The 19,145-nt window shown below is 66.5% G+C and carries 16 protein-coding genes and 1 pseudogene; 4 read left to right on the top strand and 13 right to left on the bottom strand.

Going from position 1 to position 19,145, the window contains the following annotated elements; all coding sequences use genetic code 11:
• Nucleotides 1-55: 55 nt before the first annotated feature.
• The 7 genes and pseudogenes from I6F37_RS21545 to I6F37_RS21515 form a co-directional block, all read right to left on the bottom strand.
• Nucleotides 56-1,123, bottom strand: a complete 1,068-nt coding sequence (locus I6F37_RS21545) for an alcohol dehydrogenase (protein ID WP_225152620.1) — start codon at nt 1,121-1,123, stop codon at nt 56-58.
• A gap of 75 nt (nt 1,124-1,198) precedes the next feature.
• Nucleotides 1,199-2,170 carry an ABC transporter ATP-binding protein gene (locus I6F37_RS21540; protein ID WP_074447511.1) on the bottom strand — a complete coding sequence of 324 codons (972 nt, stop codon included), beginning with the start codon at nt 2,168-2,170 and terminating at the stop codon, nt 1,199-1,201.
• A complete protein-coding gene (locus I6F37_RS21535) occupies nt 2,167-3,159 on the bottom strand; it encodes an ABC transporter ATP-binding protein (protein ID WP_057026784.1) in 993 nt (330 codons plus the stop codon). Before I6F37_RS21535 ends, I6F37_RS21540 begins: the two co-directional genes overlap by 4 nt.
• On the bottom strand, nt 3,156-4,028 hold the full coding sequence (locus I6F37_RS21530; protein ID WP_036004454.1) for an ABC transporter permease: 873 nt from the start codon (nt 4,026-4,028) through the stop codon (nt 3,156-3,158). The genes I6F37_RS21535 and I6F37_RS21530 overlap by 4 nt, the downstream gene beginning before the upstream one ends.
• Nucleotides 4,015-4,965 carry an ABC transporter permease gene (locus I6F37_RS21525; RefSeq protein WP_036025925.1) on the bottom strand — a complete coding sequence of 317 codons (951 nt, stop codon included), beginning with the start codon at nt 4,963-4,965 and terminating at the stop codon, nt 4,015-4,017. Before I6F37_RS21525 ends, I6F37_RS21530 begins: the two co-directional genes overlap by 14 nt.
• Before the next feature lie 7 nt (nt 4,966-4,972).
• On the bottom strand, nt 4,973-6,508 hold the full coding sequence (locus I6F37_RS21520; RefSeq protein WP_109144553.1) for an ABC transporter substrate-binding protein: 1,536 nt from the start codon (nt 6,506-6,508) through the stop codon (nt 4,973-4,975).
• Nucleotides 6,509-6,638: 130 nt separating this feature from the next.
• A pseudogene (locus I6F37_RS21515) lies at nt 6,639-7,830 on the bottom strand (CaiB/BaiF CoA transferase family protein).
• 191 nt (nt 7,831-8,021) lie between these two features.
• On the opposite strand from I6F37_RS21515, the gene glgA reads away from it, so the two are divergent.
• Nucleotides 8,022-9,437, top strand: coding sequence for a glycogen synthase GlgA (glgA, locus tag I6F37_RS21510; RefSeq protein WP_036004476.1), 1,416 nt, complete (start codon nt 8,022-8,024; stop codon nt 9,435-9,437).
• A 141-nt stretch (nt 9,438-9,578) separates the two neighbouring features.
• Here glgA and I6F37_RS21505 read toward each other — a convergent pair whose 3' ends face one another.
• From I6F37_RS21505 to I6F37_RS21495, 3 genes are all read right to left on the bottom strand, one after another.
• Nucleotides 9,579-10,526: an oxygenase MpaB family protein gene (locus I6F37_RS21505; RefSeq protein WP_036004442.1), complete on the bottom strand. Its 948-nt coding sequence runs from the start codon at nt 10,524-10,526 to the stop codon at nt 9,579-9,581.
• Between the two features lie 89 nt (nt 10,527-10,615).
• On the bottom strand, nt 10,616-11,761 hold the full coding sequence (locus I6F37_RS21500; RefSeq protein WP_225146133.1) for a patatin-like phospholipase family protein: 1,146 nt from the start codon (nt 11,759-11,761) through the stop codon (nt 10,616-10,618).
• A 58-nt stretch (nt 11,762-11,819) separates the two neighbouring features.
• A complete protein-coding gene (locus tag I6F37_RS21495; RefSeq protein ID WP_074447564.1) occupies nt 11,820-12,644 on the bottom strand; it encodes a 3-hydroxybutyrate dehydrogenase in 825 nt (274 codons plus the stop codon).
• A gap of 180 nt (nt 12,645-12,824) precedes the next feature.
• Between I6F37_RS21495 and I6F37_RS21490 the strand changes: the two genes are divergently transcribed.
• The gene (locus I6F37_RS21490) at nt 12,825-13,712 is read left to right on the top strand and encodes a LysR family transcriptional regulator (RefSeq protein WP_225152618.1); all 888 of its coding nucleotides are present in this window, start codon (nt 12,825-12,827) and stop codon (nt 13,710-13,712) included.
• Nucleotides 13,713-13,899: 187 nt separating this feature from the next.
• Here the strand turns inward: I6F37_RS21490 and I6F37_RS21485 are convergent, their stop codons facing one another.
• Nucleotides 13,900-14,616, bottom strand: a complete 717-nt coding sequence (locus I6F37_RS21485) for a peroxiredoxin-like family protein (protein ID WP_109144558.1) — start codon at nt 14,614-14,616, stop codon at nt 13,900-13,902.
• A gap of 273 nt (nt 14,617-14,889) precedes the next feature.
• On the opposite strand from I6F37_RS21485, the gene I6F37_RS21480 reads away from it, so the two are divergent.
• Both I6F37_RS21480 and I6F37_RS21475 read left to right on the top strand, forming a co-directional pair.
• The gene (locus I6F37_RS21480; protein ID WP_225152616.1) at nt 14,890-15,369 is read left to right on the top strand and encodes a cupin domain-containing protein; all 480 of its coding nucleotides are present in this window, start codon (nt 14,890-14,892) and stop codon (nt 15,367-15,369) included.
• Nucleotides 15,370-15,581: 212 nt separating this feature from the next.
• Nucleotides 15,582-16,784 (top strand): MFS transporter, encoded by a 1,203-nt coding sequence (locus tag I6F37_RS21475; RefSeq protein WP_225152814.1) that lies wholly within the window; start codon nt 15,582-15,584, stop codon nt 16,782-16,784.
• Here I6F37_RS21475 and ccoS read toward each other — a convergent pair.
• A complete protein-coding gene (ccoS, locus tag I6F37_RS21470; protein WP_008550618.1) occupies nt 16,781-16,948 on the bottom strand; it encodes a cbb3-type cytochrome oxidase assembly protein CcoS in 168 nt (55 codons plus the stop codon). The genes I6F37_RS21475 and ccoS overlap by 4 nt on opposite strands.
• A complete protein-coding gene (locus I6F37_RS21465; RefSeq protein ID WP_225152614.1) occupies nt 16,948-19,137 on the bottom strand; it encodes a cation-translocating P-type ATPase in 2,190 nt (729 codons plus the stop codon). Before I6F37_RS21465 ends, ccoS begins: the two co-directional genes overlap by 1 nt.
• Nucleotides 19,138-19,145: the final 8 nt, after the last annotated feature.

Here is a 19,145-nt window from a genome sequence, read left to right as displayed (position 1 = left end):
ATTCTGGATTGCTTCGTCGCTTCGCTCCTCGCAATGACGAGGGAGAGAGCATTCGTTACGGCGTCAGCACCGTACGCCCGACCACCGCGCCCTGCTGCAATTGCAGCAGCGCGTCGTTGGCCTTGGCGAGCGGTTGCGGCGTCACCGGGATCGGCGGCACCTTCTTCGACCGCACCAGGTCGAGCAGCTCCTGCGTCTCGCGCAAGTTTCCGACATAGCTGCCCTGGATCGTCACCGCCTTGATCGGAATCAGCGGCAACGCCCAGGTCGCGCCGCCGCCGAACAGGCCGACAAGGACGAGCTTACCGCCCTTGGTCAGGCAGTCGAAGCCGAGCTGCGTCGTAGCAGCGTTGCCGACGAGGTCGATCACGGCGCGGATAGGGCCGCCCGCCTTCTTGGCAAGCTGCTCCAGCGCGTCAGGGGCCTTGGGATCGACGGTCGCAAGCGCACCGGCCTTCTCCGCCGCCTCGCGCTTCCTCGCGTCGATATCGACCATGATCGCACCCTTGCCGCCCATCGCCTTGAGCAGCGACAGCGCCATCAGCCCGAGGCCGCCGGCGCCGAACATCACGATCGGCGTGTCGAAATGCTGCTCGACCTTCTTCAGCGCGCTGTAGGTGGTGACGCCCGAGCAGGCATAGGGCGCGGTCGTTGCAGGATCGAGGCCTTTCAGATTGAGCAGGTAGCGCGGATGCGGCACCAGCATGTGATCGGAATAGCCGCCGTCGCAATAGACCCCGAGCGAGCGCGGCGTCAGGCACATGTTCTCGTCACCGGCGAGGCACGTTGCACATCTGCCGCAGCCGATCCAGGGATAGACCAGCCCGACATCGCCGACCTTCAGGTCGCCCTGGTCGGTCGGCTTCACGTCGGGGCCGAAGGCGAGGACTTCGCCGACCGTCTCGTGGCCCATGGTCAGCGGCAGGTTGATGCCGCGGTCCTTCAACGAGAGCGGCTTGCGGCCATGGCCGAGATCGTAGCCGCCTTCCCAGATGTGGAGGTCGCTGTGGCAGACGCCGGCGGCCTTCACCTTGATCAGCACCTGCGTGCCCGAGGGCTGCGGCGTCGCCTCGTCGACCTCCTGCAGCGGCGCCTTGAAATCGGCAACCTTGAAACTCTTCATCGGCGTCCTCCCGCATGCTTCTTGTTGTCGCGCCACCATGCCATGGTCGGCGCGACCAGACAAACCGGTCTTAGTTCAGGCCAGCGGATGATGGCAAGCCGCGAACTGGCCGGGTGCGACCTGGCGCAACTCCGGTATCTCCGCGCTGCAACGCTGATCCGCGCGCGGGCAGCGGGTGCGGAAGCGGCAGCCGGACGGCGGCGCAATCGGCGATGGCGGCTCGCCGGCCGCCACACTTTCGGCGGGTCGCACGTCCGGATCCGGCACCGGGATCGCCTGCAACAGCAGCGCGGTGTAGGGATGCGCAGGCCGCGCGAACAATTGCTCGGAGGGGGCGACCTCGCAGAGCCGGCCGAGATACATCACCGCGACGCGGTCGCTGACCGCTTTGACCACCGCGAGGTCGTGCGCGATGAACAGCAGCGTCAGACCGAAGCGCGCCTTCATCTCCTCCAGCAGGTTGAGGATCTGCGCGCGAATGGAGACGTCGAGGGCCGACACCGGCTCGTCGCAGACGATGAACTCCGGGTTGAGCACCAGCGAGCGCGCGATACAGATGCGCTGGCACTGGCCGCCGGAGAATTCGTGCGGCAGGCGGGTCGCCACGAGATCGGGGTCGAGCCCGACCGCGGAGAGCACCTCGTGAACGCGCCGTTTGCGCTCGGCGGCATCCTTGATCCCGGCGATGATCAGCGGCTCGGCGACGATGTCGCCGATGCGCCGGCGCGGATTGAGCGAAGCAATCGGATCCTGGAAGATCAGCTGCACGCGGCGGCGCATCCGGCGCAGCGCCTCGCCCTCCATCGCGGTGAGGTCCTCGCCGTCGAACATCACGCGGCCGGACTTGGCGCGGCGCAGTTGCAGCACCGCGCGCCCGAGCGTCGACTTGCCGCAGCCGGATTCGCCGACCAGCCCAAGCGTCTCGCCGCGCGCGACCTGGAGGCTGACACCGGAAACGGCATGAACAATCTTGTTGCCGAGGCCGTATTCGACCACGAGATTGTCGACGTTGAGAAGCGGCGCGGGGCGCGCGGCAAGCTGCATCATGCCTCGATCCCCTCCGTCATCCGGATCGGATGGAAGCAGGCATAGAGATGTCCCGACACCTCGGCGCTGGTCAGGACCGGTTTGGCCTCATGACAGCGCCCGCCGGCATAACTGCAGCGCGGCGCGAAGGAGCAGCCCTTCAGCGGGCGCGTCGGATCGGGTGGACGGCCCGAGATCGCCGGCAGCGGCGTATGCGGCGCGGTATCGAGCTTCGGGATCGCCGCCAGCAGCGCCTCGGTGTAGGGCATGTGCATGCGCTTGAACAAGGCTTGCGTCGGCGCGCGCTCCACCACCCGGCCGGCATACATTACCGCGACCTCGTCGGCGCGGCCGGCTACCACGCCGAGATCGTGGGTGATGATGATCATCGCCATGTGGCGGCGGCGCTGCTCGCGCGCGAGCAGATCGAGGATCTGCGCCTGGATGGTGACGTCGAGCGCGGTGGTCGGCTCGTCCGCGATCAGGAGCTTCGGCTCGCAGGACAGTGCGATCGCAATCGCGATGCGCTGGCGCATGCCGCCGGAGCATTGATGCGGATATTGCGCGAGCCGCTGCTCCGGGGCGGGAATGCCGACGGCGGCGAGCAGCTCGATGCTGCGGGCCTTCGCGGCGGGAGCGTCAAGCTCGAGGTGCTCCTGGATCGTCTCCATCAGCTGCGTGCCGATGGTGAGCACAGGGTTGAGCGAGGTCATGGGGTCCTGGAATACGACCGCGAGGTCGCGCCCGCGCAGCCGCCGCAGGCTTTCAGGCTCGAGCCGCACCAGATCCTCGCCGTCGAACATCACCCGGCCCGTCAGCTTCGCCTTCTTCGGCAGCAGCTGCAGCACGGCGCGCGAGAGCATGGTCTTGCCGCAACCGGATTCACCGACGATTCCGAGCGTGCGGCCGGCCTGCAGCGAAAGGTCGACGTGATCGACCGCGCGCAGGTTTCCGCGCGGGGTCGGCAGCTCGACCGCGACATCCTCGATGGCCAGGAGCGGCGCGGTCACAGTGCCCCCTGACGTGGGTCGGTGAGAGCCCGCAAGGTGTCGCCGACGAGGTTGAACGCCAGCACGGTCGCAAACAGTGCTGCCGCCGGCAGAAAGGCGAGGCGCGGCGCGACGTCCAGACTGTCACGTCCCTCCCCGATCATGCTGCCCCAGCTCGGCATCGGCGGCGGCACGCCGAGGCCGAGGAAGGACAGCGCGCCCTCGACCACGATGGTGACGGCGACGCCGAGCAGGAAGAAGGCGAGCAGCGGCAGGATGACGTTCGGCAGCAGCTCGCGCAGCAGGATGCGCGCATGGCTCGCCCCTAACGCCTCGGCGGCGATCACGAACTCGCGCCGCGCCAGCGTCAGCGTCGCCGCGCGCGCCACGCGCATGAAAGCGGGAATGCCGAGCACGCCGAGGACAATAGTGAGGTTGGGGACCGACTGCCCGAGATAGGCGACCACCGCGAGCGCGAAGATCAGCGGCGGAAAGGCGAGCAACACATCCATGCTGCCGACCACCAGCGTCTCGAACCGGCCGCGGAAATAGCCGGCCAGCAGGCCGAGCGCGCCGCCGATGACGAGGCCGATCATGGGCGCGATCAGCCCGACCGTTAGCGACACCCGCGCACCAAAGATCAGCCGGGCGAGCTCGTCGCGGCCGAGCCCGTCGGTGCCGAGCCAATGTTCCCCGGAGAAGGCGGCGCGCCGTTCCAGCATGTCCATATCGGTCGGGTTCTGCAGCGGCAGCACCGGCGCCAGGATCGCTAGCGAAAGGATGATCGCAACCCAGGCGCTTGCGATCCAGAACAACAGGCCGAGCTTGGGCTTGCGGCCGACCGGCGCAGCTACCTCCTCGTCCTGGATCGACAGCTCAAGCGTGGCCATGGCGGATCCTGGGGTCGAGCACGGCATAGAGCATGTCGACGATGAAGTTGACGATGACGAAGCCGCAGGCGACCAGCAGCACCACGCCCTGGAGAATGACGAGGTCCCGGGTGTAGATCGCCCCGACCAGCAGCCGGCCGATGCCGGGCAGCGCGAAGATCGTTTCCACGATCAGCGTGCCGCCGAGCAGGCGACCGATATTGATGCCCGTCACCGTCACCAGGGTCAGCGAAGAAGGCTTCAGCGCATGCACCAACAGGATGCGCGATGGCTTGAGACCCTTTGCTTTCGCCAGCGCGATATAGTCCTCCTGCAACGTCGCGATCATGTCGGAGCGCAGCACCCGCATGATGCCCGGCCATTCCGCCAGCGCCAGCGTCAGCGCCGGCAGCACGAAGAAGCGCAAATTGGCCAGCGGCGCCTCGGTGAACGGCACATAGCCGGTCGCCGGCAGCCAGCGCAGCTCGACCGCGAACAGATAGATCAGCAGGATCGCAGTCAGGAACGACGGCATCGACAGCATCGCGAAAGCGCTGCCGGTCATGAAGCGGTCGAACGCACCGCCGGCGCGCGCGGCACAGGCGATCGCAACGGGAACACCGATCAGGAGCCCGATGAACTCGGCCATCAGCATCAGCTGCAGCGAGACCGGGATGCGCTCGGCCACCGCCTGCAGCACCGTCTGCCCGGTGCGAAACGAGCGGCCGAGATCGCCCTGCACCACGTGGCCGAGCCAGCTCAGGTAACGCCACCACAGCGGCTGGTCGAGTCCCATGTCGCGGCGCAGCGCCGCGACGTTCTCCGGCGTTGCCTGATCGCCCAGGATGACGAGCGCGAGATCGCCCGGCAGCAGCGAGGCGATCAGGAACGTCAGCAACGAGACGGCGAGCAGGACCGGCAGCATGGCAAGCAGCCGCCGCGCGACGAAGTTCAGCATCGCGCGGTCATTCCAGCCAGGTGGTCGAGACGTCGATCACGCCGTTGTAGATCTTCGGAAAGCCCTTCAGCTTGGCGCTGGACAGCGCGTAATAGGTATTCTGGAAGGTCCAGAACCAGATCGCCTCCTTGTTGATGAGGCGGCTGATGGCGCAATAATCCTCGGTGCGCTGGCCGATGTCGGCGGTGACGCGCGCATGGTCCAGAAGCTTGTCGAGCTCGGGGTTCGCGTATCCGGCGAGCGCCAGCGGGCTGCCGCTGCGGAAATTCGCGTACATCTGCGGATCGGGATCGGCGAGATCGACGATGCGCCACGGCGTCAGCTGGAACTGCCGGGTGAAGGCGCGCGTCGGAATCGTGGCCTGGTCGACCTGCTCGATCTCCATGTTGGCGCCGACGCGCTTCCAGAATTGCTGCAGCACTTGGCCGACCATGCGGCCGCGCGGCGTCGCCGTCACCAGCATCTTGAACTCGACCGGCTTGCCGTACTCCTTGATCAGCGCCTTGGCCTTCTCAACGTCAAACGGCAGCGCCCCGTCGTCCTTGCACTTGACCCAGGAGCCGTCGCCGTAAGGATTGCTCGCGGGCCGGCTCAGGCCGTTGCTGATCGCTTGCGACATCTTGGGACGGTCGATCGCCATCACCAGGGCCTGCCGCACCCTCACGTCATCGAACGGCGCCACCTTGGTGTTGAAGGCGTAGACCTGCGCGCCCGAGCCCTTGTAGGTGTGCACGGTGAGCTTGGGGTCCTTCTGCGCCCTCATGATGTTGTCGGCGTCGTTCTCGTCATCCCAGATGATGTCGGCCTCGCCCGATTGCAGCGAGGCAAAGCGCGACTGCGCGTCGGGCAGCGGCTTCAGGACGATGCGGTCGAGATACGGGCGACCCTTGTCCCAGTAGTTCGGGTTCTTCTCCAGCACCATGCGGTCGCCGGCGGTCCATGATTTCAGGATGTAAGGGCCGGTGCCGACGGGATTGCGGTTGTAATCGTCGCCCTTGGTCTTCCAGGCGGTCGGCGAATGGATGACGTTGTTCTGGCTCTGGATGGTGATCGTCGCCGGCAGGTTCACGGAAGGATCGGTGAGATTATAGACGATTGTGTATTCGTCCGGCGCCAGCACCTCCTTGACGTTGGTGATGTAGAAGGCGCAGCGGCACTTGTTGGCGGGGTCCTTCTGCCGATCGAAATTCTCCTTGAAGGCCTGCGCATTGAACGGCGTGCCGTCGTGGAATTTGACGCCTTCGCGGAGCTTGAAGGTCCAGGTCTTGTAGTCCTCGGAATGGCTCCAGGACACCGCAAGCTTCGGCGCGGCCTCGCCCTTGTCATTCAGCGTCGTCAGCGTGTCGAAGATCGCGGCGGCAGCGGTGAAGGTCGAGGTGTCGTAGACGCCGACCTTGAGCGGATCGAAGCCTGCGATCTCCAGCTCCTGACCGACGGTGATGCTGCCGCCCGATTTCTGCGCCTGCGCTGGCGTAGCCAGTGCAAATGCCGCAACGAGGAAAATAGGCACGCGCCTGCGTGCCAAGGCCGCCGCGTTCGTCATGGTTCCTCCCGGGATCCCTCGTCCGATGTTTCGGATCGTGAATGACTCGGAGGCGAGCTTGGCGACAAATGCCCGCCTCGGCAAGAGGAACGAACGAGAGTTCGAACGCCGCATGTGGCGGCGATAAGACTCAGGATGTCGCGGCCGTTTTGCCTGGCGGAATTGCCGTCCGCAAGGCCGATCTCCTGGCGGAACGCGTCGGTGTGCTCCCCGAGCACGGACACGGTCTTGGCCGGCGCCGTGTCAGCCCCCGACATCCGAAACGGCAGGTTGAGCACCTGGAACGAGCCGCCCTCGTCCCGCACCTCGGAGAGTGCCTGGCGGTGCGCAAGCTGCGGATCGGCCAAGGCCTCGGACACGCTGCGATAGGCCGAGGCCGGCACGCCGGCAGCGCCAAGCACGCGCAAGCACGCATCGGTCGAAAGCTGCCGCGACCAGATTTCGACGCCGTCCATCAACTCGGCCCAGTTCTCGCGCCGCGCGGCATAGGTGGCGAAGCGTGGATCGGAGACCCAGTCGGTGCGGCCGATCACCCCCATCAGGGCCTGGAACGTCTTCTCGCTGGCGATCGTGATCATGACGTAGCCGCTTGCCGTCTCGGTCGGTCCGAACATCGGGCGTGGCGGCGGCGGCACCGCGAATTGCGAGCTCTGCAGCTCGGTCAGCGTCAGCGACAGCATGGTTTCCAGCATGGAGACGTCGATGTGCTGGCCGGCGCCCGTCACGCTGCGTTGATAGAGCGCCGACGCGATCGCGCCAAAACCATAGGTCCCGGTGACGACGTCGGCGTGGTAGATACCGCAATAGTCGGGACGGTTGCGGCCCGGCTGGTAGGCGAGATGGGCCATGTCATAGCCCGAAGCCGCGTGGATCACCGGGGCGTAGGCCGGCAGCTCGGCCGAAGGGCCGGTCTGGCCATAGCCCGAGATCGAGCAGTAGATCAGCCTCGGGTTGACCTGACGCAGGCTGTCGTAGTGGAGCCGAAGGCGGCGCATCACGCCGGGACGGAAGTTCTCGACCAGAATATCCGACGTCGCGGCCAGCCGGCGCACCGCCTCCTTGCCGTCCTCGGACTTGAGGTCGAGGACCACGCTCTTCTTTCCGACATTGAGCTGGCCGAACGCGGTGCTGCAGCCGTTGCGGAGGGGAGGCCGGGTCCGCATCGTCTCCCCGCCGTCGGTCTCGATCTTGATGACCTCGGCACCCATGTCGGCGAGCATCCGCGTGCAATGGGGCCCGGCGATGGTGGTCGAAAAATCCAGCACCCGCAGGCCCGCGAAGGCCTTTGTCGTCGTCCCCTCATGCTTATCTGCTAGCTGCATGCCTGCCTGCGCCCTTGAACTCGTGGAACCATCGAAGATCTTTGTTGTTGATGCGGCGACCCTAGAGGGCGGCGGCTGAGTAGGAAAGTGTTTACCGAACAGACGTGCCGCGTGGGCGGGCTTTGGATTTCCAGCACAACTGGACCCGTTCTTGCATAGCAGCAAGCGGGGTCGAAAGAGGGCGGTTGTTCTTGAGGGTCTTGTTCGTCACCACAGAGATGGACGACTTCGTTCGCGTCGGCGGATTGGGCGCCGTTTCCGCCGCCCTCCCCCGCGCACTTCGCTCCTTCGCCGATATCCGGATCATGCTGCCCGGCTATCGCGACATCATCGAGCAACTCACGCATATTCAGGTCGTTGGCCGCTGTCCCGCATTCGCGGAGATGCCGGCCTGCTCGCTCGGCCGTGCCGCGACCAAGGACGGCCTGCCGGTCTATGTGCTGTTGTGCTCGCAGCTCTACGACCGACCGGGCAACCCCTATGGCGACGAGCTCGGGCGCGATTGGCCCGACAACGACATCCGCTTCGCGCGCTTGGCCTCGGCCGCGGCTGAGCTCGCCATGGGCAAGCTGGACAAGAATTGGGCAGCAGACCTGATCCATGCCAACGACTGGCAGGCCTCGCTGGTGCCGGCCTATCTCGCCTGGCAGGGCGCCAAGCTGCCGTCCATCCTGACCATCCATAACCTCGCCTATCAGGGCCTCTTCCCGAAGGACTCGTTGCGGCGGATCGGCGCACCGGAGAGCTCCTTCCACATCGACGGCGTCGAGTTCTACGATCAGGTCTCCTTCCTCAAGGCGGGCCTCGTCTACGCCTCGCACCTCACCACGGTCAGCGGCACCTATGCGCGGGAGATCACCACGGCCGAGTTCGGCTGTGGCCTGGAGGGCCTGCTCCGCCTGCGCTCGGACGCCGCCGAGCTCACCGGCATCCTCAACGGCATCGACGAGAGCTGGGACCCGCGCTCCTGCGCCCAGCTCGCCCAGCAATTCGGCGCCGGCGACTGGGTCGGCAAGAAGGCGAATGCGGATTACGTCCGCAAGCAGTTCGGGCTGGCGGTCTCGCGCGGGCCGATGTTCGGCATCGTCGCGCGGCTCGTGCACCAGAAGGGGATCGACCTCGTGCTGTCGGCGGCGGACGAGATCGTCGATGCCGGCGGGCAGATCGTGGTCACCGGCTCCGGCGAGCCGGCGCTTGAGCAGGCCTTGATCGACGCGCACCGCCGCCGCCCCGACTCCATCGGAGTTGCGATCGGCTTCAACGACGCCCAGGCGCGGCGCATCTTCGCCGGCAGCGACTTCACCTTGATGCCGTCGCGGTTCGAGCCGTGCGGGCTCAGCCAGATGTACGCCCAGCGCTTCGGCTCGCTGCCGATCGGTCACCAGACCGGCGGCCTCGCCGAGACCATCAGCGACGGCGAGACCGGCTTCCTGTTCTCGAGGCCGTCGCGCGAGTCCTTCCTCGGCGGCGTGCGGCGCGCCTTCTCGGCCTTCATGGCCCACGACCAGCTCGACACGATGCGCCGCAGCGCCATGGGGCGCTCGTTCTCCTGGAGCATCTCGGCCGGCAGCTACAGCGCGCTGTACCGCAAGCTGGCGTCGGTGTGAGGCGCCGCTGTCATTCCGGGGCGCGCCGCTTGGCGCGAGCCCGGAATCCATCGTGCGGCCGGAACGCTCGGAGAAATGGATTCCGGGCTCGCGCTCCGCGCGCCCCGGAATGACAAGCTGCAACGAGCTTGCCTCGAGTCCCTATTTCCCGCGCACATCCATCTGCGGACGGCCGATCCAGGCGCGATTAAGACACCGCGTCATCCAGTCGGGCCGCGCTTCGCCCCGCAGCCGCGCCTGCGCTTCCTGGTAGGGACCGACATAGCGCAGCCGGCCAGGCAATTTCGGATAGACGCGCCGGATCCACCGCAGCGCGTGATCGGCGGATCGGATCGCACGCGCGTCGAGCTCGAAGCCGAAGCCCGCGCGCAAGCGCTCGGGCAGCATGCTCGCGGTGAGCGCGCAATACCAGCGCGGCGGCCGCAGCCACGGGCGCGCGCCGCTGAATATCTGCGCGGCGATCTCGCGCGCCGCAGGGCCAACGGTCAGCGTCTCCGACTGCGCCATTGCCTTGGTGTAGGCGACGAAGCCGGACCAGTCCGCCGGCAAATCATCCCCCTTCAATCCGAAGAGGGCGCCGTACAGCCTGGCCTCGCTCCAATAGCGATCGCGCTCCTCCGCCGAGAGTGGCGGCAGCACCAGATCATGTACCATAAGCGCGGTCTCGACCAGCGTGGCATGGACCCAGCGCAGCGCGGGGATGTCGTTGGCGCAGTAGCGCGAGCCGGCTGCGAACGGCCCCACGGTCTCGGGCATCTCGCCGACGATCATGCTGTGACGCCGATGTAGCTGCCGGGACGACAGCAGCGCCCGGTCCAGCGAACCGAACACCATCGTAAAGACGATGTCGAAGGTGCGATGGAAGCGGCCGATCGGATCGGCAAGGGTGCGCGAATGCTCGGCGATCGCCGCCGCCACCCAGGGATGGGCCAGTTGCAGCAGCAGCGCACGGCCGGCGCCGAGAAAGAGCACGGCCTCCCGGTCGATCTGCCAGGTCAGTGAGGCCGGACCGAATACGCCCGCGACCGGTCCCGCCGCGTTGGCACGCAGCGTCTCGAGCGACTCCTCCAGATCTTTCTCAGCGACCAATTGCAAGCCTCGCGACGAGATACGGCGACCATACTCCGGACCGCGCGCCTGCAAAATCGTCGTCGTGCGAGGCTATGACGAACAGAGCCTCACTCCGCCGCCATCGGCATCTCGTCCATATGCTCGTGCAGCACGACGCCGGCGAGCGGATCGAATTCGCCGACCCAGGGCTTGCGCGCCAGCACCGATTTCGTGTGCGCATAGCCGGCGTGCCAGCGCCGCGTGATCCCGGACGGACTGAAGTCGATATCCTTGGTATGGGTCTCGTGCTCGAGCTGCGGCGCCAGCAGACGCACCACGTGCATGCGGGTCGGGCAGCCGTAGCTCGTCAGTTCCCTCACCGCGGGATCGTTGCGCTCGCTCTCGGGCAGCCGCGCCGCGAGCTGGTTAATGACGTGGCGCAGACGATGGGCCTGCTGCTGTCGCACGATCTGGCTGGCGATGCGGCTGGAATATTGCACGTCCTTGTGCCGGTTCAGCACCTCCGCCATCGTGGTCGGCTCCGGCCCGACCGGATTCCACAGATGCACGGAGAAGATCAGCGAGTTCCTGCGTGGATTGTCGTCGAACACGGCTTCGGTCGGCGTGTTCGACAGGATGCCGCCGTCCCAATAGAGCTCGCCGTCGATGCGCACGGCGGGGAAAGCCGGCGGCAGCGCGCCCGAAGCCATCACATGCTTCACCGTCAGCTCGCCGTCGCGGCTGTCGAAATAGCGCATTTCGCTGGTGCCGACATGAGCCGCACCAACCGTCAGACGCGGCGCGCAGCGGTTGGCGAGATCAAAATCGACGAGCTCGCTCAGCGTCTTCTCCAGCGGCGCGGTCGAATAATAGCCGGCGTAATCGGCGCCCAGCGGATAGGAATCGCCGGCATGGGCCAGCGGATTGGGCCGGAAGAAACCGGCAATGCCGTGGGTCACGGTCGACCAATAGGCCAGCTTCTCGTTGAAGCCGGGAAACGCGGCTCGCCAGTCCCAGACCGGCTTCTGCTCCATCCGCTTCCAGAACTCCCGCAAGCGCGCGAGCCGGTGCTCGGGCGCGTTGCCGGCGATGAGGCTCGCATTGATCGCACCGATCGAGGTGCCGATGATCCAGTCCGGCTCGATGCCGGCTTCGTGCAAGGCCTGGTAGACCCCGGCCTGGTACGAGCCGAGCGCGCCGCCGCCCTGAAGCACGAGCACGACCTGACCCGGCAGGTCGTGCTGCTTATGCTGAGAATTGTCCTGCGTGCCCATGTCTCGCTCCTGGTGAGCTTGCACTGTTCGAGTATTCGACTTGCTGCGCCGGCCCATGTCAATGCGCGGTCCAACCGCCGTCGACCGGCAGCGCAACGCCGGTGATCGAGGCCGCCGCGTCCGTCGACAGGAACACCGCGAGTGCGCCGAGCTCCTCGACCGCAACAAAGCGCTTGTTCGGCTGTTGCGCCAGCAGCACGTCGCGGATCACCTGATCGCGGGAGATGCCATGGGCCTTGGCCTGGCCGTCGATCTGCGCCTCGACCAGCGGCGTATGGACATAACCAGGGCAGATTGCGTTGCAGGTGATGCCCTGCTCCGCCGTCTCCAGCGCCGTCACCTTGGTGAGGCCGACGATGCCATGCTTGGCGGTGACATAGGCTGCCTTGAACGGCGAACCGACCAGGCCGTGCGTGGAGGCAATGTTGATGATCCGGCCGAAACCGTGCTGCCGCATTGCCGGCAAGGCCAACCGCGTGGTGTGGAAGGCCGAGGACAGGTTGATTGCGAGGATCTGGTCCCACTTCTCGACCGGAAACTGGTCGAGCGGCGCGACATGCTGGATGCCGGCGTTGTTGACCAGGATGTCCAGCCGGCCGGATTGGGCCACCGTCGCCGCGATCATCTCGGCGATCGATTTCGGCCTCGTCATGTCCGCCGGCGAATAGCTGGCCTTGACGCCGAACTCGGCGGCGATCTGCTCGCGCGTCCGGCCGATCTCGCTGGCGACACCAAGGCCATTGAGCACGATGTCGGCGCCCGAGGCGGCGAGGGCCCGCGCGATACCGAGACCGATGCCGCTGGTCGACCCGGTGACAAGCGCCACCTTGCCGGCAAGCACGCGTGATGAAGCGGACGTCTGCGTCTTGATGGGAATATTCATGATCCAGACCTCTTCTCAGCGCGACACCGCGCCAGGCTGGAGCGAAATGTGCGGGATCTCCGGGATTTGCGGAAATGCCGGTTGGCTTCCGAGTCGATACGTCCGCGCTATCGCAGGCGGGATGTCATTTTTCGCCCTGATCGGCTAGATTTCCGGTCGATTTTTGCTGGGAGCCGATCCATGGAAATGCACCAGGTCCGCTATTTCCTCGCGGTGGCGCAGCTCTTGAACTTCACGCGCGCGGCCGAGGAATGCAACGTCACGCAGCCCTCGCTGACGCGAGCGATCAAGCAGCTCGAGGCCGAGCTGGGCGGCGACCTGTTCCGCCGCGAACGCCCCGCCGCGCAATTGACTGAGCTCGGCCAGCGCATGCATCCACTCCTGAAGCAGTGCTATGACGCGGCCATCGGCGCGCGCTCGCTCGCCTCCTCGTTCAGGAGCGGAGAGATCGGTGCGCTCCGCATTGCGCTGACGCATTCGATCGACCTCGCTTTGCTGATTCCGCATCTCAACGAGATCAAGCGGCAGTTCAACCGGCTCGAATTCCGCTTCGTGCGCGGCTCGGGCCGGGAGGTCGGCGACTTCCTGAAGAAGGGCGAAGCCGAGCTCGGCATTGCGGCCGAGATCGACGAGGCCTGGGACCGGCTGGATGTCTGGCCGCTGTTCACCGAGAGCTTCGAGCTCGTCGTCGGCGATGGGCACCGGCTGGCCGGCCGCAGCTCGGTCGAACTGGACGATCTGCGATCGGAGCTGCTGCTGAGCCGAACTTTCTGCGAGCACGCGCGCCGCATCTCCGCGAGCCTGCGCGAGCACGGCATCGACATCGAACAGGGCCATGAGGTCTCGAACGAGCGCGACTTGATCGAGCTGGTCGAGGCCGAGATGGGCATCGCCATGGTGCCGCACACCTCGCCAGTGCCGGAGCGGCTGACCCGCGCCGCGGTCACGGGGCTGGACGCCCGCCGCACCGTCAATCTCTATGGGGTCGCCGGCCGGCAACGCACCGCCGTGGGCAACGCCGTCATGCGGATGCTGCGCGGCGCCGACTGGCGCAAGATCGCGGGGTAGTCTTTACAGTGTCGACCGCCCTTCCCCTCTCCCCCTGTGGGAGAGGGTGGCTCGCCGCATAGCGGCGAGACGGGTGAGGGGTATCTCTCCGCGACTCCAATCCTCATTTGTGATTGCGGAGGTACCCCCCCTCATCCGGCGCTTCGCGCCACCTTCTCCCACAAGGGGAGAAGGAAGAGAGCGTAGCTCAATTCTCCTGGCTCGCGCGCTCCAGCGCTTCGATCAGATCGTCGATCTCCATGCGCTTGCGGAAATCCGGATCGACGAAGCGGGCTTTCACGATGCCGTCGCGTCCGACCACGAACACGGCCGGGATCGGCAGCATCCAGCCGTCATTGCCGTGGAATTTCGCCATGTCCTGATAGGACAGCAATTGCTGGATCTCGGGGCCGAGCCAGATCGCGAGGTCGAGCGACAGCGCATAGCCGTTGTCGAGATCCGTCAGGATCGGAAACGGCGCGCCGGATTCGGCCTTGAGCTGCCCGGTATATTCCTGCGTCTCCGGCACGATCGCGACGACCTGCGCCCCCATCGCCTTGATGCGGTCCAGCGCCTGGACCACGGCGCGGACATTGAGCCGGCAATAGGGACACCAATGGCCGCGGAAGAACATCACCGCGACGGGGCCGCCCTCCAGCAGCGAGGGCAGCGACACGAGACGGCCACCCTCGTCGGGCAGCATGAACGGCGGCATCGGGTCGCCCGGCCGCGGCGCGGTCTCGCCGCCGCCGTTGTCGCTCAATCGCGCGACCAGGCGATCGACCGCCTCGCCATAGGCCGGAAAGACCTCGCGGCTGGCATCTGCATAGGCGCGGAGCTGTTCGTTCAGCGTGCTGTCCATGTCGCGGCAGCGCTGGAACGCGAGCCTGAGCTGTTCGGCATCGGCTGGCGAGAGAGACGTCATCTTCCTGCTCCGGCTTCCTTGCGGGCGAATATTAGTTTCCCGGTTCGCCCGCCCGCAAGGGGCGACCGCAATCGGGCGTGCTGGCATCGGACGCCGGATGCTGCGAAAGCGGAAATGCCGATGCCCAATCGGTTCGATAGCTGCCGCCTATCGGCATAGCGCGGGGCTATCGCATCGAAAGCAAGCCGGCATTTCAACATGGAAAAGGTCTCGACGAAGCTCCTGCCATAGCCTGCGGCCATCAGGGCTCGCGGCCAACAGAGGAGACTTTCCATGTCTAACCATCTCACAATGTCGCGCGTGGTTCGGACAGGCGTTGCCGTTCTCGGCGCGCTGACATTTGCGACGCCGGTTTTCGCCGGCGAATGTCCGGCCGGCAAGACCAAGCCGAATGCGCAGCCGATGGTCGACTACAAGCCTGTCGGCGTTACCGACGTGACGCTCGGCGCGATCGATCTCGGCAAGCAGCCCGCCCGTATTGAGGGCCGCGAGCTGCGCTTCCGCAAGCTGACCATCGAGCCCGGCGGCATCGTGCCCTGGCACAGCCATGACGACCGTCCGGCCCTGATCTTCGTGCAGCAGGGCGAGATCGTCGAATACGCCTCCAACTGCGTCGACCCGATCGTGCACAAGGCCGGCGACATCCGCCCCGAAGTCCACGGCACCTCGCACTGGTGGAAGAACCTCGGCAAGGAGACCGTCATTCTCTATGTCGGCGACGTCCGCAAGGATCCCAACGACCGCCATATGTAATTCCCTGCGGCCATACTTCGAGACGCCCGCTTCAGGCAGGCTCCTCAGGATGAGGACGGAGTGTGCGGCAGCAGCCTCGGCGGCCACGATGTCGCTTAGCCTCATCCTGAGGAGACCGCCACCGGGTCGGCGCAGAGCGCGGCCCGATGACAGGCTCCGCGGTCGTCTCGAAGGACGAGGCGCGCGCTCGGGGCATGAGGGAGCGCAACGACATGACCGATCTTTCCGCATCGATCAAACCGATCGCGACGACGATGAATGCGCATTCCCCTGGCTTCGCGTTTCGCTCGCTCGTGATCGGCCTCACCGCATTCCTGACGGTCGTCGATCTCTTCGCGACGCAGGCGATCCTGCCCTCGCTGACACGGCACTACGGCGTCACACCCGCGGCAATGGGCTTTGCCGTCAATGCCAGCACCTTCGGCATGGCCGCAGCCAGCCTCGTCGTCGGCTTCTTCAGCCCGCGCATCGACCGGCGAACGGGCATCCTGCTCAGCCTGGCCCTGCTTGCGGTCCCCACCAGCCTGCTAGCTGTCGCGCCCACTCTTGCCGTCTTCACCGCGTTGCGGGTCGCGCAGGGCCTGTGCATGGCGTCCGCCTTCGCGCTCACCCTCGCCTATCTCGGCGAGCAATGCAGCGCCATGGACGCCGGCGGCGCCTTTGCCGCCTACATCACCGGCAATGTCGCCAGCAATCTCGTCGGCCGGCTGATCTCGGCCGCATTGGCCGATGGCCTCGGCCTCGCCTGGAACTTCTACTTCTTCGCGGCGCTCAATCTTGCCGGCGCGGCGCTGGTCTATTTCACCGTCAACCGCGTGCCGCCGATGCATGCGATGACGCCGGCGGCTTCGCCGCTCGCCGCCACCATCGCGCATTGGCGCAATCCGCAGCTGCGCGCCTCTTTCGGCATCGGCTTCTGCATCCTGTTCGCCTTCATCGGCACCTTCACCTACGTCAATTTCGTGTTGGTGCGGCCGCCGCTGTCGCTCGGCATGATGGATCTCGGCCTCGTCTATTTCGTCTTCCTGCCGTCGATCGTCACGACGCTTCTGGCCGGCAGGGTGGCCGCGCGGCTGGGAACGCGGCCGACGATTTGGGGCGCGCTCGCTGTTGCCGGGCTCGGCCTGCCCTTGATGCTGTCGCCGCGTCTGGGCGAAGTGCTCGCCGGCATGGTCCTGGTCGGGGTCGGCACATTCTTCGCACAGGCCGCCGCGACGGGTTTCGTCGGACAGGCCGCAGCCGACAATCGCGGCATCGCCAGCGGGATCTATCTTACGTGTTACTTCTGCGGCGGACTGGTCGGCACCGCCGTGCTCGGGCGCCTGTTCGACGCTTTCGGATGGCAGGCGTGCGTATTCGGCGTGGGCGCGGCGCTCGCTGCCGCAGCCCTGCTTACATTCGCCCTGAAACGCTAGCGCTTGGCCGGCGCTTCCTGCGGCGGCTCGTCGTCGGCGATCGCGCGCCAGGCGGCGCCGTCGAGATCGTCGTACTGGCCGCTCCTGAGCGACCACAGGAAAGCGACGAGACCGGCACCTCCGAGCATCAATGCTAGCGGGACCAGGATGACCAGTATCTCCATTACACGATCTCCCGCGAGGCGCTGCGGGCGCGCAGCGAGTTCAGCATCACCAGGATCGACGATCCGCTCATGGCGGCAGCGGCGATCAGGGGCGTCACGACGCCGCTGATCGCAACCGGCACCGCGAGCACATTGTAGCCGATCGCAAGCCAGAGGTTCTGCCGCATCAAATGCAGCGCCTTGCGCGAGGCGTCGATGGCGGCGACGACGGGAGCCAGCGGCCGGCCGAGGAAGACGAGATCGGCGGTGGCCTGGCTGAGATGCGCGGCCGAGATCGGCGACATCGAGACATGGGCCGCCGCGAGCGATGGCGCATCGTTCATGCCGTCGCCGACCATCAGCACTTTCGCACCGCGCCGTTTCAGCTCCTCGATCCGCGCGATCTTGTCGGCCGGGGTGACGCCGGCGCGCCACTCGGGGATGTCGAGCGATTGGGCCGCGGCCTTCACGGCCGGCTCGCGATCGCCGGACAGGATCTCGATGCCGATGTTGCGCGCCTTCAGAGCCGCGATCACCGCCTTGGCATCGGGTCGCAGGCCTTGGCGAACCGAGAGGATGAATTTTTCGCTGCCCTTGCTGAACGCGACGATGGAAGCTTCGGGATCGACCAAGGCGCTGGCGACCAGCGCCTCGGCGCCGCAGAAGGAGGGACGGCCGAGGCGAAGCTCGACGCTGTCGACGGTCGCACGGACGCCCTGCCCGGCCTCCTCCACCGCACTGAGGATCGGAGACTTCGCACCGGCAGCTTGAGCGACGGCGGCAGCCACGGGGTGATGGCTCGACAGTGCGAGCCGGCCGGCGAGCTCGAAGACATCGGCGGGAATGTCGGAGGCATTCATCACTTCGAGCTCGGGCAGCGTCAGCGTGCCGGTCTTGTCAAAGATCACATGGTCGGCTTCAGCCAGCCGCTCGATCGCATCGCCCGCATTGAGCAGCACACCGGCCTTGAACATCGCGCCCGAGGCCACCGTCTGCACCGTCGGGATCGCAAGCCCTAGGGCGCAGGGACAGGTGATGATCAGCACGGCGACGCCGGTCACGATCGCATCGTGCCAGCTCGCACCGGCGAGGACCCATCCGAGAATGGTCAGGAGCGCGGTCGCATGCACCACCGGCGCATAGAGCCGCGAGGCCCGGTCGGCAAGGCGCATGTAGCGCGAGCGCGCCTGGAGCGCGTTGTCGAGCAGCCGCGTGATCTCGGCGAGCAGCGTCGCCTCGGAGGCGGCCGAGACTCGCACCCGCAAGCTGCCGGAGATGTTCATCGATCCCGCATAGACCGGCGTGCCCTGCTCGGCCGTGACATAGAGCGTCTCGCCGGTGATCAGGCTCTGGTCGATCTCGGAACGCCCTTCGATCACGGTGCCGTCGACCGCGCAGCGCTCGCCGGGCCGGAGCAGCACGATGTCGCCCGGATTGATCGCCGCCACCGGCACCTGCGAGATCTCGTCGGGCCCGATGAACTTCGCGGCCGTCTCAGCCTTCAGCGCGGCGAGATTGCCGGCGACCGCGCGGGTCCGCCGCCGCATGTTCTGGTCGAGGAAGCGGCCGACCAGGAGGAAGGTCAGCAGCATGATCGCGGCGTCGAAATAGGCATGCTCGGCGTGGTGGATGGTCTCGACCACGGACATGCCGAGCGCCAGGATCACGCCGATCGAAATCGGCACGTCCATGTTGGTGGTCTTGGCCGACAGAGCGCGCCAGGCCGAGCGAAAGAACGGCTGGCCGGCATAGGCCGCCGCCGGCAGCGCGATCAGCGCCGACAGCCAGTGGAAGAAATCGCGCTGCTCCGGCAGCATGTCCGAGACGTTGCCGGACCACACTGGGATCGACAGCATCATCACGTTCATGGTGGCGAACGCGGCGACCCCGAGGCAGCGCAGCAGGAAGCGGGATTCGGCGACCTCGGCCACTTCCGCACTCTCGGTCTCGAACGGATAGGCCTTGTAGCCGAGCTCTTCGAGCCGGTCGATGAAACGGCCGGGGTCGAGCGTGCCCGCCTTCCATTCCAGCGCGACGCGGCGGTCGGTGAGGTTGACGCGCGCCAGGGTGACGTCGGGGATGGCCGAGAGCCCGCGCTCGATCTTGGCCATGCAGCCGGCGCAGTGAACGCCCTCGACGGCGAGATCGATGTGCCGGAGGCCCTCGCCCGCATCGCGGACGTAATGAGAGAAATCGCGCGTGACCTGCATGACGGAAT

Origin of the sequence: Bradyrhizobium sp. NBAIM08, from assembly GCF_020193935.1 — a bacterium.
Lineage (GTDB): Bacteria > Pseudomonadota > Alphaproteobacteria > Rhizobiales > Xanthobacteraceae > Bradyrhizobium > Bradyrhizobium yuanmingense.
The sequence above is the reverse complement of the archived record's forward strand: the minus strand, read 5'-3'. Positions and strand labels throughout refer to the sequence as shown.

Excerpts from the sequence above, each read along its gene's own strand:
- I6F37_RS21490 (WP_225152618.1), top strand. The coding sequence starts at position 12,825 with ATGGAAATGCACCAGGTCCGCTATTTCCTCGCGGTGGCGCAGCTCTTG.
- I6F37_RS21480 (WP_225152616.1), top strand. The coding sequence starts at position 14,890 with ATGTCTAACCATCTCACAATGTCGCGCGTGGTTCGGACAGGCGTTGCC.
- I6F37_RS21525 (WP_036025925.1), bottom strand. The coding sequence starts at position 4,965 with ATGCTGAACTTCGTCGCGCGGCGGCTGCTTGCCATGCTGCCGGTCCTG.
- I6F37_RS21485 (WP_109144558.1), bottom strand. The coding sequence starts at position 14,616 with ATGACGTCTCTCTCGCCAGCCGATGCCGAACAGCTCAGGCTCGCGTTC.
- I6F37_RS21475 (WP_225152814.1), top strand. The coding sequence starts at position 15,582 with ATGACCGATCTTTCCGCATCGATCAAACCGATCGCGACGACGATGAAT.
- I6F37_RS21540 (WP_074447511.1), bottom strand. The coding sequence starts at position 2,170 with ATGATGCAGCTTGCCGCGCGCCCCGCGCCGCTTCTCAACGTCGACAAT.
- I6F37_RS21465 (WP_225152614.1), bottom strand. The coding sequence starts at position 19,137 with ATGCAGGTCACGCGCGATTTCTCTCATTACGTCCGCGATGCGGGCGAG.
- I6F37_RS21495 (WP_074447564.1), bottom strand. The coding sequence starts at position 12,644 with ATGAATATTCCCATCAAGACGCAGACGTCCGCTTCATCACGCGTGCTT.
- I6F37_RS21545 (WP_225152620.1), bottom strand. The coding sequence starts at position 1,123 with ATGAAGAGTTTCAAGGTTGCCGATTTCAAGGCGCCGCTGCAGGAGGTC.
- I6F37_RS21530 (WP_036004454.1), bottom strand. The coding sequence starts at position 4,028 with ATGGCCACGCTTGAGCTGTCGATCCAGGACGAGGAGGTAGCTGCGCCG.
- I6F37_RS21520 (WP_109144553.1), bottom strand. The coding sequence starts at position 6,508 with ATGACGAACGCGGCGGCCTTGGCACGCAGGCGCGTGCCTATTTTCCTC.
- ccoS (WP_008550618.1), bottom strand. The coding sequence starts at position 16,948 with ATGGAGATACTGGTCATCCTGGTCCCGCTAGCATTGATGCTCGGAGGT.
- I6F37_RS21500 (WP_225146133.1), bottom strand. The coding sequence starts at position 11,761 with ATGGGCACGCAGGACAATTCTCAGCATAAGCAGCACGACCTGCCGGGT.